This is a genomic window from Salinibacterium sp. dk2585 (genome assembly GCF_008001035.1).
GTDB lineage: Bacteria > Actinomycetota > Actinomycetes > Actinomycetales > Microbacteriaceae > Homoserinimonas.
Map to the genome: position 1 here is coordinate 1,577,891 of NZ_CP042856.1, position 15,453 is coordinate 1,593,343.

13 protein-coding genes are annotated in these 15,453 nt (G+C 68.9%); 4 read left to right on the plus strand and 9 right to left on the minus strand.

Features of this window, described 5'->3' with window-relative positions; translation table 11 throughout:
* Positions 1-41: 41 nt before the first annotated feature.
* Together FVA74_RS07400 and FVA74_RS13660 are read right to left on the minus strand one after the other, a co-directional pair.
* Positions 42-2,570: an RNA helicase gene (locus FVA74_RS07400; protein ID WP_147721418.1), complete on the minus strand. Its 2,529-nt coding sequence runs from the start codon at positions 2,568-2,570 to the stop codon at positions 42-44.
* A gap of 17 nt (positions 2,571-2,587) precedes the next feature.
* Positions 2,588-4,333, minus strand: a complete 1,746-nt coding sequence (locus FVA74_RS13660) for a hypothetical protein (RefSeq protein ID WP_147721419.1) — start codon at positions 4,331-4,333, stop codon at positions 2,588-2,590.
* A 73-nt stretch (positions 4,334-4,406) separates the two neighbouring features.
* Here FVA74_RS13660 and FVA74_RS07410 point away from each other — a divergent pair, with 73 nt between their 5' ends.
* Together FVA74_RS07410 and FVA74_RS07415 are read left to right on the plus strand one after the other, a co-directional pair.
* A complete protein-coding gene (locus tag FVA74_RS07410; protein ID WP_147721420.1) occupies positions 4,407-5,918 on the plus strand; it encodes an SDR family oxidoreductase in 1,512 nt (503 codons plus the stop codon).
* Positions 5,918-6,751 (plus strand): aminoglycoside phosphotransferase family protein, encoded by an 834-nt coding sequence (locus tag FVA74_RS07415; RefSeq protein ID WP_147721421.1) that lies wholly within the window; start codon positions 5,918-5,920, stop codon positions 6,749-6,751. Before FVA74_RS07410 ends, FVA74_RS07415 begins: the two co-directional genes overlap by 1 nt.
* A gap of 10 nt (positions 6,752-6,761) precedes the next feature.
* Here FVA74_RS07415 and FVA74_RS07420 read toward each other — a convergent pair whose 3' ends face one another.
* The 3 genes from FVA74_RS07420 to FVA74_RS07430 are packed head-to-tail and all read right to left on the minus strand — an operon-like array spanning position 6,762 to position 8,258.
* On the minus strand, positions 6,762-7,100 hold the full coding sequence (locus FVA74_RS07420) for a DUF202 domain-containing protein (protein WP_147721422.1): 339 nt from the start codon (positions 7,098-7,100) through the stop codon (positions 6,762-6,764).
* Positions 7,097-7,465, minus strand: coding sequence for a YidH family protein (locus FVA74_RS07425; protein ID WP_147721423.1), 369 nt, complete (start codon positions 7,463-7,465; stop codon positions 7,097-7,099). Before FVA74_RS07425 ends, FVA74_RS07420 begins: the two co-directional genes overlap by 4 nt.
* Positions 7,466-7,469: 4 nt before the next feature.
* Complete coding sequence (locus FVA74_RS07430; protein ID WP_147721424.1) at positions 7,470-8,258, minus strand: SDR family oxidoreductase; 789 nt, start codon at positions 8,256-8,258, stop codon at positions 7,470-7,472.
* Positions 8,259-8,409: 151 nt separating this feature from the next.
* Between FVA74_RS07430 and FVA74_RS07435 the strand changes: the two genes are divergently transcribed.
* Positions 8,410-9,786: an aldehyde dehydrogenase family protein gene (locus FVA74_RS07435; RefSeq protein WP_147721425.1), complete on the plus strand. Its 1,377-nt coding sequence runs from the start codon at positions 8,410-8,412 to the stop codon at positions 9,784-9,786.
* A gap of 18 nt (positions 9,787-9,804) precedes the next feature.
* The gene (locus FVA74_RS07440; protein ID WP_147721426.1) at positions 9,805-10,734 is read left to right on the plus strand and encodes an MBL fold metallo-hydrolase; all 930 of its coding nucleotides are present in this window, start codon (positions 9,805-9,807) and stop codon (positions 10,732-10,734) included.
* 57 nt (positions 10,735-10,791) lie between these two features.
* On the opposite strand, the gene FVA74_RS07445 is transcribed toward FVA74_RS07440, so the two are convergent.
* The 4 genes from FVA74_RS07445 to FVA74_RS07460 all read right to left on the minus strand — a co-directional run bounded on the left by FVA74_RS07445 (position 10,792) and on the right by FVA74_RS07460 (position 15,416).
* A complete protein-coding gene (locus FVA74_RS07445) occupies positions 10,792-12,156 on the minus strand; it encodes an MFS transporter (RefSeq protein WP_147721427.1) in 1,365 nt (454 codons plus the stop codon).
* A 56-nt stretch (positions 12,157-12,212) separates the two neighbouring features.
* Complete coding sequence (locus FVA74_RS07450) at positions 12,213-13,412, minus strand: cytochrome P450 (RefSeq protein WP_147721428.1); 1,200 nt, start codon at positions 13,410-13,412, stop codon at positions 12,213-12,215.
* Positions 13,413-13,473: 61 nt separating this feature from the next.
* Positions 13,474-14,466 (minus strand): PDR/VanB family oxidoreductase, encoded by a 993-nt coding sequence (locus tag FVA74_RS07455; RefSeq protein ID WP_147721429.1) that lies wholly within the window; start codon positions 14,464-14,466, stop codon positions 13,474-13,476.
* A 107-nt stretch (positions 14,467-14,573) separates the two neighbouring features.
* Positions 14,574-15,416 (minus strand): IclR family transcriptional regulator, encoded by an 843-nt coding sequence (locus FVA74_RS07460; protein ID WP_240792158.1) that lies wholly within the window; start codon positions 15,414-15,416, stop codon positions 14,574-14,576.
* Positions 15,417-15,453 lie beyond the last annotated feature (37 nt).

Below are 15,453 nucleotides of genomic sequence, written 5' to 3' on the forward strand. Positions count from 1 at the left end.
TCACCCCAGTCCGGGAGGGTTGCGATCCCGACCGGATGCCGTCAGAGGCGATCGACGGCCGTCACCGCGATGATCGCCTCGCCCGCCTCATCCGAAGCATCGAGGTCTACGACAGCGCTGATCCCCCAGTCGTGGTGCCCCTCCGGGTCGTCGAGGATCTGCCGCACGCGCCACTCGCCCGGCACGCGCTCGACGAGCAGGAGTGCGCTGCTGCGAGCATCCGCGCCCGTCAGGATCTCGTCGTGCTCCTGCCAGTAGGAGTCGAGTGCCTCCCGCCAACGCTCGGCCGTGAAGCCTGCGTGCGCGTCGAGTTCGCCCAGGTCGTCGTAGCGTTCGAGCGCCGCGAGCTGCACTCGCCGGAACAGTGCGTTGCGCACGAGCACCATGAAGGCCCGCTCGTTCGACGTCACGCCGCGCGGCGCCGGTGGCGTCACGGGTGCGTCAGAATGCCGCTCTGGATCGGGGTGGCTGAGTTCCTCCCACTCGTCGAGAAGGCTCGAGTCGACCTGGCGCACGAGTTCACCCAGCCACTCGATGAGGTCGCGCAGCTGCTCGGTCTTGAGCTCCTCGGGAATGGTCTGCCGGGCCGCCCGGTAGGCATCCGAGAGATAGCGCAGCAGGAGGCCCTCGCTCCGCGCGAGCGAATAGAAGCCCACGTACTCATTGAACGTCATCGCGCGCTCGTAGAGGTCCCTGACAACAGACTTGGGCTTGAGCTCGAAGTCGCCGACCCAGGGCTGCGAGGAACGATAGGTCTCGAAGGCCTGCTGGAGCAGCTCCTCGAGCGGCTTGGGGTAGGTCACCTGTTCGAGAAGCTCCATGCGTTGCTCGTACTCGATGCCCTCCGCCTTCATGGCGGCAACGGCCTCGCCTCGCGCTCGGGATTGCTGCGCGGAGAGCACTGGACGAGGGTCCTCAAGGATCGCCTCGAGCACCGAGATGATGTCGAGCGCGAGTGTGTCGGATGGCGGCGCAGAACCGTCCTCGGGCGGGCTGATGAGGTCGAACACGGCCAGCGCGAATGGCGAGAGCGGCTGGTTGAGGGCGAAGTTCGGTTGCAGGTCGACCGTGAGGCGGATCTGGCCGTCGACCTCCTCGACGACCCCGGCCGTGCGCAGCGTGCGGTAGATGGCCAGCGCTTGTCGCAGCAGCGCGCGCTGTCGCGGCCGAGGCTCGTGATTGTCCTCCAGCAGGCGCCGCACCTCGGTGAAGGGATCCTGCCCGCGTGCGATCACGTTGAGCACCAGGGAGTGACTCACCGACATGGTCGAGGTGAGGCGTTCGGGGTCAGCCGAGATGAGGCGCTCGAAGCTCGGTTCACCCCACGACACGAAGCCCTCCGGCGCTCGCTTGCGCACGATCTTCTTGAGCTTCTTGGGGTCGTCCCCCGCCTTCGCGACGGCCTTCGCGTTCTCCGACTCATGCTCGGGCGACTGCACGACGACGGTGCCCGCCGTGTCGAAGCCCGCACGCCCGGCCCGCCCTGCGACCTGGTGGAATTCCCGTGCCGAGAGCTGGCGCATCCGGATGCCGTCGAACTTGGTGAGGCCTGTCAGGAGCACTGTGCGAATGGGCACGTTGATTCCGACGCCGAGCGTGTCGGTTCCGCAGATGACCTTGAGCAGGCCCTGCTGGGCGAGCTGCTCGACGAGGCGGCGGTACTTGGGGAGCATCCCCGCGTGGTGCACGCCGATGCCCGCACGCACGAGGCGCGACAACGTGCGGCCGAAGCCCGTCGTGAATCTGAAGTCGCCGATCGCGTCGGCGATGCGATCGCGCTGTTCGCGAGTCGCGACCCGGATACTCGTGAGCGCCTGTGCCCGCTCGAGAGCTGCTGCCTGGGAGAAGTGCACGATGTAGATGGGCGCACGGTGGGTCTCGAGGAGTTCCTCAACCGTCTCGTGCACGGGGGTCGTGACGTACTCGTAGGAGAGAGGGACCGGCCGTTCGACACCAGTCACCGTCGCGGTGCTGCGACCGGTGCGCCGGGAGAGGTCGTCGGCGAGCCAGGCGACGTCGCCGAGCGTTGCGGACATGAGCACGAACTGCGCGTGCGGCAGGGCGAGCAGCGGCACCTGCCAGGCCCAGCCGCGTTCCGGGTCGGCGTAGAAGTGGAACTCGTCCATGACGACAAGCCCAACCTCGGCCTGCTCGCCGTGGCGCAGCGCGACGTTCGCGAGGATCTCTGCCGTGCAGCAGACGATGGGCGCATCCGCATTGACACTCGAATCGCCCGTAACCATGCCGACGTTCTTCGCCCCGAAGATCTCGACGAGCGAGAAGAACTTCTCCGACACGAGCGCCTTGATGGGCGCCGTGTAGTAGCTGCGTCGCCCCGAGGCGAGCGCCGCCGCGTGCGCGGCGACCGCAACGAGGGACTTTCCCGTGCCGGTCGGCGTGCTCAGCACGACATTGGCGCCCGTGACGATCTCGAGCACCGCCTCCTCCTGTGCCGGATAGAGCGTCAAACCCCGCCCCGACGCCCACGCTTCGAACGCGGCGTAGACCCCGTCAGGGTCACCCCCGAGCCCTTCGACGGCAGCGGCGAGGTCCACGGGATGTGTCGGCATGATCTCTCGATCCTGCCCTAGTCGCGGCGTGCCGGCTGACGAGGCGTCACACGTCGGGCCGGGGCGACGCGCGGCAGCCTGCCCACGTGAGGCGCCACGAGCAACACGAGCGAGACGGCGCCTGCAAGCAAACCGGGGGCCGCGCCCCGCCACGAGAGCGCAGCGGACGTCGTGAGCATCGCAAGCAGGATGGCCCTGTAGACGAGGCCACCCAGCCACAGGCGCGGCGGGCGCGGCACCCGCCGCCAGGCGATCCTGGCAGCGTGCTGGCGCCAGAGCGCCTCGTTGATCCACAGCCCCAGCACCGCGAGCGCGACGGCCGCGACGATCCAGGCCGCATTCTCCCCGAGCAGGTCGGTGAGGGCCGGAGGCGTCCATTCGACCGGGCCAAGAAGCGGCGGGCCAGCCATCAGTACGGTCGCCGAGAGTGCGAGCACGAGCATCCGTTGCAGTCCCAGCGCGCGCACGCCACGGGAATGCCGGATGCGACGCAGTGACGCGTGCGGATCCGCGGCGGGCGTCGGAAGGTCGAGCAGCAGTCGCGCGACCGGGTCGACGACCTGGGGAATGTTGCCGGCATAGGCGAGGTGTTCCGTGAACGGCCAGCCCGTGTTGAGCACGGGACGCTCCTCCGGCCCGGGCGCCGAGCGCCGTGGCGTCGTGCGCTCGAAGGACTCCCGCCAACGGTGCAGGCGGTTGACGGCGGTCGTCGAGATCGGTCCCGAGGGGAAGGGATCGAAGACGCCCCAGAAGTTGCTCCAGCGCACGGGTGGTTCGTGCCGCGACCAGCCCACAACCGGGTTCTCCATCGCGGGAAGGTCCTGGGCCGCGCCAGACCACCTGGCGCGCCCGAGAAGCGTGACGGCGGCGCCGACCGTGATAAGCGAGTCGACGCGGGGCGGCCTGCGACCGTCGGGCCGATTGAAGAGCACGTCCGCCGCGATCGAGGCGCCCTGTGAATGCCCAAGCACGACGAGCCGGCCCTCGCCGCCGTTGGCAGCGACCGCACGCTCGAGCCGCCCCTCCGCCTCATCCAGGGCCTCCGCCACGACGCGGCGCATCGCAGCGGCTCGCACAGGTCGACGAGTCCACGCGGCCGCATCACCGATGAACTCCACGACAAGCTCCACGATGGGCCCGAGCACGCGGGAGACACCGGGAATCAGCAGCACGGGGCCGACGAGGATGAGCGCGGCGTACCCGGCGAGGAGGAGCGCGGCGAGCGCAAGCCCGAGGATCACCAGCGCAGCCAGGGTGGCCACCGCGGTCGCCACGGACAGCGGCAGCAGCAGGATCGTCCACACGGCGCGTGGCACGGGCGTCCTCGCGGCGGCCCAAGCCGGAAGCGCGACGACGTCGAGCATCATCTGCACAAGGAGCCGAGCGATGAAGCCACCGAGACGAGCGATCGTGCGGCGGAGGAAGCTGAGCCCCCACACGAAGGTCTCACCCCTGCCGATCCCGGGGAAGGCCTCGGCCCAGCGGGCCTCCGTGATCGTCACCTCGACGAGCCGCTCTGCCCCCGAGTCATCCGCCACCTGCGTCGCCACGACGACTCTCGGATCCAGGTCGACATCGAGGTCGACCGCGACGAGGCGAGCGGAAGCTTCGTCTCCCGCAAGCCAGTCGATGCGCCGAACCAGCGGCTCGGCCCACCTCAGGAGCGTCTCTCGCGGTCGCTGCCGACCGATGCCGTGCACGAGCACGAGTTCGACGAATGACACGTGCGGTGGCGCGTGCTCCCCGTGGCCGACGTCGTTCATGCTGCCGAGGATACGAGCAGCGCATGACAATGTGGCGGGCGACTCCATGCCTGTGCCGGGTAGAATCGGCACAATGAGCACCGCCCCAGAATCGTCGACCGACGTGTCGCCCGCGACAGGCCACGACGGGATAGACCCCGACGATCTCGCCACGACCCTGCGGGTGCTCGCGGAACTCGATCGACTCGACGATGAGCATCCCGATTTCGTGGCCGTGCGTCGCGCGACGGCACGGATGTTCAAGGCCGTCAAGCGCAACCGCAAGGTTGAGAAGCGCAGTGCCGTCGCGGAGGCCGACCGTGCCGTCGTCGCGGCGACCGCGACGGGTGCGCCTGACCGCATCGATGACGAGACGCGGGGCGTGCCGCTCGCGCCGGGCACGACCGCTCCCATCGCCGGTCATCTCATCAAGTCGCGTGCCTGCTACATCTGCAAGCAGCACTTCACGCAGGTCGACGCCTTCTACCACCAGCTCTGCCCCGACTGCGCCGCCTTTAGCCACGAGAAGCGGAATGCCCGCACCGACCTCACGGGCAAGCGTGCCCTGCTCACCGGTGGCCGCGCGAAGATCGGCATGCACATTGCCCTCCGCCTGCTGCGCGATGGTGCCCACACGACGATCACGACACGCTTCCCTCGCGACGCCGTGCGGCGATTCTCCTCGCTCGAGGACTCGGCAGATTGGCTCCACCGCCTGCGTGTCGTCGGAATCGACCTGCGCGACCCGGCCCAGGTCATCGGCCTTGCAGACTCCGTCGCCGAGCAGGGCCCGCTCGACATCCTCATCAACAACGCCGCCCAGACGGTGCGCCGCTCCCCCGGCGCGTACAGCGCGCTCGTCGAGGCCGAAAGGGCTCCGCTGCCAGACGGCCCCCAGGTCGAGCTGGTGACCTTCGGGCACACGAATGACCAGCATCCGCTCTCCATCGCCGCATCGGTCACAGCGCACCCGCTGCTCGCTCGCACGGCCGTCGACGCCGACCAACGCACGGCGGCAGAGGCACTCGCGGCCGAGGCGATGACGGCCGGTTCGTCGTCACTCGAGCGACTGGCCGCCGGCACCGCGATCGACGCCGGCGGGCTCATCCCCGACGAGGACCACATCAACAGCTGGACCCAGCACGTGCAGCAGGTCGAGCCGCTCGAGATGCTCGAGGTGCAGCTCGCCAACGCGACCGCGCCCTTCCTCCTCATCAGCCGCCTCCGCGCCGCGATGGCCGCGTCACCGGCCCGCCGCAAGTACGTCGTCAACGTCTCGGCGATGGAGGGCCAGTTCTCGCGGCGCTACAAGGGCCCGGGGCATCCGCACACCAACATGGCGAAGGCCGCCCTCAATATGCTCACCCGCACGAGCGCGGGCGAGATGCTCGAGGCCGACGGAATTCTCATGACAGCCGTCGATACGGGATGGATTACGGACGAGCGCCCGCATCACACGAAAGTGCGCCTGGCCGAGGAGGGCTTCCACGCTCCCCTCGATCTCGTCGACGGCGCGGCGCGGGTCTACGACCCCATCGTGATGGGCGAAGCGGGGACCGACCTTTTCGGCGTCTTCCTCAAGGACTACAAGCCCGCCGCCTGGTGATGCAGATGTGGACCCCCGCGCAGCCCGAGGACTACCTCGCGCGCTGGGGGCTCACGGTTGTCGGCGAGACCCTCACGACGCCGTCGTCAACGCTCATCCCCGTATCGTTCGACGGCAGGGAGGGAATGCTCAAGGTCGCCCGGATCGACGAGGAGGCGCGCGGCAACAGCGTGCTGGCGTGGTGGCACGGCGCGGGCGCCGCACCCGTCTGGCGCGTCGATGAGCACGCGGCACTCCTGGCGCGGGCCACGGGGCGCACGCTCGCCACCATCTCCGTCGACGGCGACGATCATGCCGCGACGCTCGAACTCTGTTCACTGGCGCAGACCCTACATGGGGCATCCGCGCTCTCGTCGCCGCCGGCAGGGCTCGTGGCGCTGGCTGACTGGTTCCGTGAGCTGTTCGAGATGGCCGAGCACCATCCGCGCGGCGCCGGCGGCGTCTGGAGCCGGGCAGCAGGGCTCGCCTCAACGCTCCTCGCGGATGCGAGCCAGGACGTCGTGCTGCACGGCGACCTGCACCACGACAACGTGCTCGATTTCGGCGACGGTGACTGGCGTGCGATCGACCCGAAGGGCGTGCACGGCAACCGGCTCTTCGACTACACGGTGCTGCTCAGAAACCCACGGAGGGATGTCGCCCTCGCCCATTTCGCCGAACGCGTGCAGCTCATCGCGAAGTCGAGCCGTGCTCCCGTGAGCACCGTGCTCGAGTGGGCTGTCGCATCGTGCGCGCTGAGCGCGGCTTGGTCGACGAATGACGGCGACACCGAGGCCGCATCCACGAGCTTGGCGCTCGCGAGCCTTGCCGAGCGGATGCTCGGCGAATCCTGATCCTGCGGGCTCAACCCGTGAGTGCGACGGTGAGTGCACCCGCACCCAGGAGCGTCACGAGCGCCGACACGAGGACCACATTGCCGACGGATGCCTGTGTGCGAGCCTGCACGATGCCGAGCGACTGTCGCGTGTAGCGGCGGCGCTGCGACATGACGATGACGACGCCGATGGCAGTGCAGAGCGCCAACGGGGCAACGAGTGCGGCACCGAAGTGGGGTGTCCAGCGCAGCATGATGGCGGCGGCAACCAGAAAGGAGACGGCGGTGCGCGACCATGCGAGGGCCGTGCGCTCCGGCTGGAGGCCATCGTCGGAATGAGGTCGGCACGGGCCGGCAACAGCGCTCACGATGCAAGGACGACAGCGAGGGTCACGATGGCTGCGGCCGCGACGCCAAGGGATAGCAAGGGCACGATGGATGGGATCGGCAGCGCCCGCCCGTGGCGCATGCTGAGCTCGACACGGCGCCAGCGCGCAGCTGCCCCGATCGCGATCAGGATGCCCAGCAGGATGACCAGCAGCACGAGCGCCTGGCGCAGGGGCGCCGCGAAGCTATCCGCCGCGAAAGCCTCGAGCGCCAGCCCGCCCGCAATGAAGGCGAGGGCCGTGCGGATCCAGGCCAGGAAGGTGCGCTCGTTGGCGAGCGTGAATCGCGGGTCGGGCTCGACGCCGCCCGGCAGCACTGCCTCGGCGACCCGCCCGCGCTCCCCCATCCGACTACGCCCCGAGCGCTGCCGCGGTCGCACGGTAGGCCGTGAGGCCGCCGTCGACCCGCAGGTCGGCACCGTTGACCCAGGCGGAGTCCTGCCCGAGCAGGAACACGATGACCCGTGCGATGTCGAGCGGTTCACCAAAACGTCCGAGCAGCGCGGCGGCGCTGTCGACCCTGTCGCGGCCGTGGTCGTTCTTGAAGTCCTCGAGGATGGGGGTCTGCACGGGGCCGGGGCTCACCGAGTTGACCCGGATGCGCTTCGGCAGCAGCTCCCCCGCCAGGTACTCGGTCAGCAGGTTCACACACTGCTTCGAGAAGAGGTACGACTCCTCGCGCAGCGGCTCGGCCACCGCGTTAAGGGCAGCGGCGCGATCCTCGGCGAGGGCGAAGGCCGCGCACTGTTCTGCGTGCGAACGCCATTGGAAGGCGACGGACGAGGCGAGGTTGACCACGCTCGAGCCCGGCTGCAGCGCGGGTTCGAGCGCGCGCGTCAGGTCGCGCAGGCCGAAGACGTTGATGCCCAACACGAGCTGCCACGGTGCGGTGCCCGGGACCCCCGCGACATTGGCGAGGCCGGCGATTCCGCCAGGAGCCGCTTCCCGCACGGCTGCCGCGATCGCGTCGATCCCCTCAGCACTCGAGAGGTCGCCCTGCACGAAGTGGCCGTCGAAGGACGCGGGGACGGCGCGGTCGATCCCGATGACGGGGTGTCCAGCCTCAGCCAGCAGCGCGGCGGTGGCGGCACCGATCCCCGAGGCGACACCGGTGACGACGATGGGCAGTGGCTTGGGCATCCAGGACTCCTTCGGTTCGGGGTGCGTGCCTCACCATGCTGCGCCCGGCACGGCCCTGCGCGCACACCGACTTCCATTCAGTGAAACCGACATCGGCGGAAGGGGCTCCCGTCGCGATGCTGGAGGGGAATCGCTCCGAGGAAGGACACCCATGACTGCCGTGTACGAGGTCATCGACCCCGCAACCCTCGAGGTCATCGGCGTCGCCCCCGACCACAGCGAGGCGGATGTCGCGGCCGCCGTCGACCGCGCGATCCGGGCCGAACGGTCCTGGGCCTCCGACCGCGAACAGCGGCGAGGCGCCCTGCGAGCCATCGCCGGCAGCATCCGCGCCGATGAGGAGCGCCTCGCCCGCCTGCTCTCGCTCGAACAGGGCAAGGTCATGGCGGACGCCGTGGGTGAATTCCGCGTGGCCGCCGGTCTCTTCGACTACTACGCCGAACTCGATTGGCCTGAAGTCGAGACGCTGCCCGACCGCGCCGACCGCTCCCTCGAGGTGCACAATCGCCCCGTCGGGGTCGTCGGTACCATCACGCCCTGGAACTTTCCCATCTCGCTGCTCTGCGTCAAGCTCGCTCCCGCCCTCGTGGCTGGCTGCACCGTCATCGCCAAGCCCTCCGCCACGACGCCGCTCTCGACCATCGCGCTCGTGGAGCTCGCGGCCAGGGTACTGCCAGAGGGCGTGCTGCAGGCGAGCACGAGCCGCGGACGCGCCGTCAACGTCGCCCTAAGCACGCTGCCCGGGGTGCGCAAGATCTCCTTCACAGGATCGACGGAGGTCGGTTCCGCGATCGCGCAGCAGGCCGCCGCGACCGTCAAGCGGGTCACGCTGGAGCTGGGCGGCAACGACCCCGCCATCGTGCTTGACGACGCCCACATCGAGACCACTGCCCGAGGCATCGTCGGCAGCGCCTTCCGCAATTCCGGCCAGGTCTGCATGGCCGTTAAGCGCGTCTACGCGCCCCGCAATCGGGTCGACGAACTCATCGACGCCATCGCGGCCGCCGCCGCCGCCCACGTGCTCGGTCACGGTGTCGCCGAGGGCACGACCATGGGCCCCATGCACAACCGCTCGCAGCTCGACATCGTGAGTGGCCTCATCATCGATGCCGAGGCATCCGGCGCACGCGTCGTGACCGGCGGGGCACGCGGATGCGAGCTGCCGGGCCACTTCCTGCAGCCCACCGTCATCGCGAACGCCGAACCCGGCATGCGCATCGTCGAGGAGGAACAGTTCGGCAACGCGCTGCCCATCGTCGCCTACGACGAGCTCGAGACGACGCTCGAGCTCGTCAACGCCGGCGAGTTCGGCCTCGGCGCCTCCGTCTGGAGCCCCGACCTCGAGCGCGCCCACACGATCGCCTCCCGCATTGACGCGGGAACCGTGTGGATCAATCAGCACACGCTCGTCGAAGTCGACGCGCCATTCGGCGGCTGGAAGGCCTCAGGCATCGGCCGTGAGCGAGGCCGCTGGGGCCTTTCGGAGTACCTCCAGACGCGCACGCTCAACGCCCGGCCACACGGCTAGACCACACGGAAAGACGTCATGACCACAGAACTCATCACGCTCGGCACCGCCGCCGGGCCCGCAATCCGGGGCACCGAACCCGGCATCTCGAGCGCCCTCATCGTCGACGGTAGGCACTACATCGTCGACTTCGGGCTCGGCTGCGTGCGAGCCGCGCACGCTGCGGGCCTGCGGGGTCGTGACTTCGTGGCGGGCTTCATCACCCACCTGCACTCCGACCACGTCATCGAACTGCCCGGGTTCCTGCTGTGGAACTGGGGCGCGCCCGTTGACGGCTTCGAACACCCCATCGCGATCCTCGGCCCGGGGCAGGACCCAACGCACGCCGACGGCGCGAGCCTCTCCGGCACGGCCCAGATGGTCGCGCACACGCTGCAGGCCTACTCCTACGACCTCGACATCCGGGTGAACGACGAGGCACGGCCCGAGATGTCCCGCCTCGTACGGGTCTCCGACATCACGACACCGGAACCGGATGCTCCCGATGCCGCGCTCCCCTTCGGTGTCTACAGCGACGACCGCGTCGCCGTGACTGCGGCCCTCGTGGAGCATCCGCCGGTCTTTCCCGCGCTCGCGTATCGCTTCGAGACGGCCGCCGGCTCGGTGACCTTCTCCGGCGACACCGCTGAGTGCGACGCGCTCGCGACCCTAGCGGATGGCACGGACGTGCTCGTCCACGAGGCAGTCAACCTCGACTACTACACGGCACGCGGCTTCGATCCCGCCTTCATCGCGCACCAGGCCGAGTCCCACACGTCACCAGAGGGCGCCGGGCGCATCGCGAGCAGGGCGGGGGCCCGGATGCTCGTGCTCTCCCACCTCGCTGGCGTCGCCTCCGCTGAGGAATGGCAGGAGCGGGCCGCGACGACATACTCGGGCCCGATCCATGTTGCCAGCGGCGGCGACCGGATCGCGCTGCGTGAGGTCGCTTCGGCCACGATGGCCTGACAGCAACAGAGGAAGGGGCCCCGCTCACTGAGCGTGGCCCCTTTCGTGTGCCGGGAGTCAGGCGATGTCGAGTCCGAGCTTGCGACGGTCGCGCTGTTGGTTGATGAACAGGCAGGCCGCGAGACCGGCGACCGCGAGCATCGCGCCCGTGAGCAGGAAGGCGTTCGAGTATCCGATCGCGGCCGTGGGTGCCCCGTCGACCAGGAATCCGACGACCATGGGCGCGCAGAGGCCGCCGGCCGTGAGGAAGGCGTTCGTGATCTGCAGCACGGCGCCACGTTGCGACACGCTAGAGGTCTCGGCTGCGATGAGGTAGGTCATCGCGAACAGCGCGGGCGAGGTGCCGAAGCCGAACATGAAGCAGATGGTGGCGAGCGTCGGGTCGGCGACGACCGTGCCCGCGATGACCATGACGCCCGCAAACAGCGCCGCACCCCCGAGCACGAGACCGCGCGACTTGCGGGTCGCGAGACCTCGAGCGCTCAACACCTGTGTGAACCAGCCGAGACCGATCGTCGCGATCGTGCCCCAGATCGCCGGAAGCGCGATGAGCGAGCCACCCTGCTGGGTCGTCGTGCCGAGCACCGTCTCGTAGTAGGCCGGCAGCCAGGTTGTTGCGACCGTGAACGTCCAGTAGCCAAGGAACGAGCAGAGCACGGCGAGGAGCCAGGTCGGCGTGAGGAAGGAGCGCAGGTAGGGCACCTTGGTGTCGGCGGCAGCCGCGGCACGCTCATCGACGATCGTCGCCGCGGTGCCCTCGATACGGGCCTCCTCCCTTGCTGAGGTGTAGGGGCCCTCTCGGCCGACGATGACCCAGATGACCGACCACACGACACCGATAATGGCGAGGAAGACGAAAGTCGACTTCCACCCGAACTCCGAGCTGATCCAGGCCAGCACGGGCGCGAAGGCGACGATCCCGAGCGTCACGCCCGACGAGACGATGGATGCGGGGGTCGCCGACTTCGCGGCGGGGAACCACTTGTAGGCGGCATGCATCGAGATGGGCGCGAGCGGCCCCTCCCCTGCGCCCAGGAGCAGGCGACTGAACCACAGCGCCGGGAGGGAGGCGAAGACGAAGATGGGCACCTGCGCAATAGACCAGATCAGGCAGAGCGTCAGCAGGATCCACTTGGACTTGACCCTGTTGGCGATCGGTGCTGCGACGAACTGGGCGATGCCGAACAGCATGAAGACGGCGCTGCCGAGCAGGCCGAACTGGCTCGGCGTGATGCCGAGGTCGTTCATGAGCGGCACCGCGACGATGCCGAGGATGGCTTTGTCTGCCCAGCTGATCATCATCAGGACGAGCAACATGGTCGTCATCGACCAGCCGATCATCCTGCGACGACGAGGGGTCCAGGTCGCGGGGTCCTGCGATGCCGGAGCGACGGTCTGGGGTGGTGGCACGGTGGCAGTCATGGGTCTCCTGAATCGCGCGCTCGGCGGTGAGGGCGCGATGTCGTGTGCGAAATTGGTTACGCGGCCCTAATGGCCACGGGCAGCGAGGTGAATCCCCGCAACACGTTGTGGACGAGGGGCACGGGTTCTCCGGCCGGCTCGATCGTGAGCACCCGCTCGAGCAATTGCTGCAGCACGATCTCGATCTCGAGGCGGGCAATGGGCTGGCCGACGCACTGGTGCAGGCCCATCCCAAAGGCGAGGTGCCCCGAGGAGTTGCGGTCGAGCCTGAACTCGTCGGCGTCGTCGCCCCATCGGCGGGGATCGCGATTGGCGGCGCCGATGAACACGAGCACCTTCGCTCCCGCTGGCAGGTGTACGCCGCCGAGGACGGTGTCTACCGTGACGGTGCGGTGGTACTTCTGGAAGGGCGATTCGAGCCGCAGCGCCTCGTCAATCGCGAATTTCGCGAGCGATGGCGTCTCGCGAAGCTGCGCCCACACCTCTGGCAGCCGCGCCAGCACCGAGAGGGTGTTGCCGATGCCGAAGATCGTGGTGTCGATTCCTGCCGACAGGAGCGCGCGCACGAGCAGCGTTGCCTGCTGCACAGAGATCAGGCCATCCTCGACCCGGTCCCAGATCTTGGCGCCGAAGCCGTCGGCGTCGAGGCTTTCGCGCTCGCACGCACGCATGACGACCTCCGCGTGTGCCTCTCCCTCGGCGAAGGCCTCCTCGAGGATGGCGTTCTTGGGGCCGAAGGCGTTGAAGACCATGTTGCCGTAGGGCAGCAGGTGCTCCCGTCCCTCCTGCGGAATCCCGACCGCATCCGGGAAGACGCGGATCGGGTACTGCTCGGCAAGGTCGGTCACCGCGTCGAAGCGGTCCAGTCTGGCCAGCGCAGAGGTGATCTCAGCGGCCGGCGGAGTGAACGGGCCACGCAGCGACCGCACCGTGCCTGGGTTAATCACGCCCGTGAGGGCACGACGCATGACGGTGTGCGTCGGCGGGTCGGATTCGAGGATGCTCGGCGGGCGCCATCCCTCGTCCTCGCGGATGTCATGGGGGCCGAGGCCGCCGGAGGAACAGTAGGTCTCGAAGTCTGTGAGGATCTCGTAAACCTCCTCGTGGCCCGCGACCGCGAAACAGTTGTACTTGGAGAGCCACGTCACCGAGCCGGCATCGCGAAGTCGCGCCAGGAGCGGATGCGGGTCCTGGATGTTCTCGATCGAGAACGGGTCGTCGTCGAGCACCATCGCGTCGATCATCGTCTTCGTCATCGGAGATTCCTGTTCGTCGGCACGGGTCAGGGTTTGAGCAAGGGTCGGGGTTCGAGCACGGTCAGAGGTCGAGCACGAGACGTGGGCAGCCAGCCGCCGCGCGGGAGACGCAGACGAGCATGACGTCGCCCGCATCGCGGTCGGCCTCGGTCAGCACAGCATCGCGGTGTTCGATGTCACCCGAGACGACCCGGGTCTCACACGTGCCGCAGAGGCCGGTGCGGCAGCTGGAGAGCACGCGCGCTCCGACCGCTTCGACGGCCTCGAGCACGGTCGTGCCCACCTCGACCGTCACGGTCGTGCCCGAGCGCACCAACTCGACCTCGAAGGGTTCGGTCGAGCCGCCCGCGTCGAGTGCGGCGGCCACGAACCGCTCGGTGTGGAGCGCGCCGGGGGGCCAGCCCATGCAGAACTCCTCGATCGCGGCAAGCATGCCGGCGGGGCCGCACGCGTAGACGAGCATGTGGGCCCTCGGCAGGGCGAGGAGCGATGCTAGGTCGAGACGGCCGCTCTCGTCCTCGGCCGCGACTGTCAGCCGTTCCGCGCCGTACGTCTCGACGAGCTGGCGGGCAAAGGCCATCGTCGAGCGGCTGCGACCGCCGTAGATGAGGCGCCAGTCCCTGCCGTCGCGCTCGGCTGCCTCGATCATCGGGATGATCGGCGTGATGCCGATACCGCCGGCGATGAAGAGGTACTTGCGCGAGTCGAGGAGGGGAAAGTTATTGCGTGGCTCAGAGATCGTGACGGGCGCGCCCTCGACCAGGGCCTCGTGGACCCGCCGGGAACCGCCGCGGGAGTCGGGTGTGTACAGCACAGCGATGCGGAGGTGGCTCAGGTCGCTCGGACTCGAGCAGAGCGAGTACTGCCGCACGATGTCGTCGCCGACGTGGACGTCGATGTGTGACCCCGGATCCCAGCCGTGGAAAGGCTCTCCGTCGGCGCGGCGAAGCACGAGCGAAACGACCCGGTCAGCGACGGTCTCGACGCGGTCCACGATCGCGTCGATCGCCCCGGTCGTGCCGCTGGCCTCGGCCGGGCCGGTCTCGATGGTCATAGCCCTCATGCTCCATTGCTCCTAGCTCGTTCGCGGTCGACGCTCGCGTGACCTTGACGAGAGCGATGCTAGGGCTGCCTCCAGCGCCACTCGGCGCGGTTTTTCGTCTAATGGAATTCGCTCGCCACGAGGCCATCCTCTGGAAAGGAGCTCGAGTCGCTGTAGAGGCGACGAGCGACGCTGCGGGCCGCAATGCGGAGCACGGGGATGACCGTGCCGCGGGCAGGCGGACGGTCCTGCGTCACCACGCCGAGTGCCCCGACGAAGGTGCCACTCGCGAGGATGATCGGCACTGCGAGGCCATAGTTCGCCGGTCCCGCCTCCTCCGCCGTCGCTGCGTACCCCCGCGACTTCACGGCAGCGATCTCGCGAGCGAGTGCGTCGGCATCCGTGATGGTGTTGGCGGTGTGGCGCTCGAGACGGCGAGAAACCCGCGACAGCATCTCGGGGTCACCGAAGGCGAGCATCACCTTGCCTGCGGCACTCGCATGCAGCGGCATCCGGGCACCCACCTGGCGGAAGGGAGTGCCAGCGCGCGTGCCGGAGATGCGTTCGACGAGGAGGGCCCGGTCGCCGTCGGGCACGAAGAGATTCACGATGTTCTGCGTGACGAAGAGCACGTCCTGCATGTAGGGCGCGGCGACCTCGGCGATGTTCTGGCGCACGGGCGCGAGCAGGCCGAGCCGCCAGATCTCGCGCCCGATGACGAACTCCCGGCCCACCTTCGCGAGCGCTTCGGCGTGCACCAGTTCGCCAGCGATGCGGTGGGTGGTGGCGACGGGGAGCCCCGCTCGCTTGGCGAGTTCCGTGAGCGCCAGGCGCGGATGCTCGCTGTCGAAGGCCGCGAGGATCGCGATTGCCTTGGAGGTGACGGAGGGTTGCGCGCTGGGGGTCGCGTGCGGGTCTCTGGCCTGACGGGGCCGCGGGTTTACCATGATCTCTCCGTGCATTCCAGCGATGCGTCGCCGTGCGCTCTCGCCGGACGCT

Excerpts from the sequence above, each read along its gene's own strand:
- FVA74_RS07400 (WP_147721418.1), bottom strand. The coding sequence starts at position 2,570 with ATGCCGACACATCCCGTGGACCTCGCCGCTGCCGTCGAAGGGCTCGGG.
- FVA74_RS13660 (WP_147721419.1), bottom strand. The coding sequence starts at position 4,333 with ATGAACGACGTCGGCCACGGGGAGCACGCGCCACCGCACGTGTCATTC.
- FVA74_RS07410 (WP_147721420.1), top strand. The coding sequence starts at position 4,407 with ATGAGCACCGCCCCAGAATCGTCGACCGACGTGTCGCCCGCGACAGGC.
- FVA74_RS07415 (WP_147721421.1), top strand. The coding sequence starts at position 5,918 with ATGCAGATGTGGACCCCCGCGCAGCCCGAGGACTACCTCGCGCGCTGG.
- FVA74_RS07425 (WP_147721423.1), bottom strand. The coding sequence starts at position 7,465 with ATGGGGGAGCGCGGGCGGGTCGCCGAGGCAGTGCTGCCGGGCGGCGTC.
- FVA74_RS07430 (WP_147721424.1), bottom strand. The coding sequence starts at position 8,258 with ATGCCCAAGCCACTGCCCATCGTCGTCACCGGTGTCGCCTCGGGGATC.
- FVA74_RS07435 (WP_147721425.1), top strand. The coding sequence starts at position 8,410 with ATGACTGCCGTGTACGAGGTCATCGACCCCGCAACCCTCGAGGTCATC.
- FVA74_RS07440 (WP_147721426.1), top strand. The coding sequence starts at position 9,805 with ATGACCACAGAACTCATCACGCTCGGCACCGCCGCCGGGCCCGCAATC.
- FVA74_RS07445 (WP_147721427.1), bottom strand. The coding sequence starts at position 12,156 with ATGACTGCCACCGTGCCACCACCCCAGACCGTCGCTCCGGCATCGCAG.
- FVA74_RS07450 (WP_147721428.1), bottom strand. The coding sequence starts at position 13,412 with ATGACGAAGACGATGATCGACGCGATGGTGCTCGACGACGACCCGTTC.
- FVA74_RS07455 (WP_147721429.1), bottom strand. The coding sequence starts at position 14,466 with ATGACCATCGAGACCGGCCCGGCCGAGGCCAGCGGCACGACCGGGGCG.
- FVA74_RS07460 (WP_240792158.1), bottom strand. The coding sequence starts at position 15,416 with ATGCACGGAGAGATCATGGTAAACCCGCGGCCCCGTCAGGCCAGAGAC.